We start from the raw sequence: 452 nt of genomic DNA, 5'->3' as shown, positions 1-452 counted from the left end.
CATCCTCGCACAGCGTGCCCTGCCACCAATACAGGCTCGACACCCCCGGCAGCACATTGGCACAGGCCACCAGCCGCGCCGACAAGGCCCGCCGCCCCAGCAGCTTGGCTGTCTCCACATCCGGGCAGGTCACGCTCAGGTGCAAGGGGGTCTCGGGGTCCATGGCTTCTGTCACGGTGCACTCCGTCGCAGTTTCAGTGTTCCCAAAACACGCACATCCCGCCAGCGCCGCGCGCGGCACGGTCGGGATCAGACGCGCGTCCCCCAAAGGTCATAATCCGACGCCTCGTCCACGTCCACGGTCACGATATCGCCGGGTGCCAGTCCCTCAAACCCCGCATCGATGAACAGGTTGCCGTCGATCTCCGGCGCGTCGGCCTTGGTCCGGCAGGTCGCGGCCTCCGCGTCCACCTCGTCCACGATCACCTCGATCCGGCTGCCCACCTTCGCCG

At 67.5% G+C, this 452-nt stretch carries 1 protein-coding gene and 1 pseudogene; both read right to left on the bottom strand.

Annotation, left to right across the window (positions count from 1 at the left end):
• Positions 1–163 (bottom strand): divalent cation tolerance protein CutA (gene cutA / locus D4A39_RS18585; RefSeq protein WP_368731519.1); only part of this gene is annotated, 163 nt, incomplete at its 3' end.
• Positions 164–249: 86 nt separating this feature from the next.
• Positions 250–452, bottom strand: a pseudogene (gene rimO / locus D4A39_RS17090) (30S ribosomal protein S12 methylthiotransferase RimO); the annotation flags it as partial.

Origin of the sequence: Alcanivorax profundi, assembly GCF_003597125.1 — a bacterium.
GTDB lineage: Bacteria > Pseudomonadota > Gammaproteobacteria > Pseudomonadales > Alcanivoracaceae > Alcanivorax > Alcanivorax profundi.
Note: the sequence above shows the minus strand (reverse complement) of the source record. Positions and strands in the feature narration are given on the sequence as shown.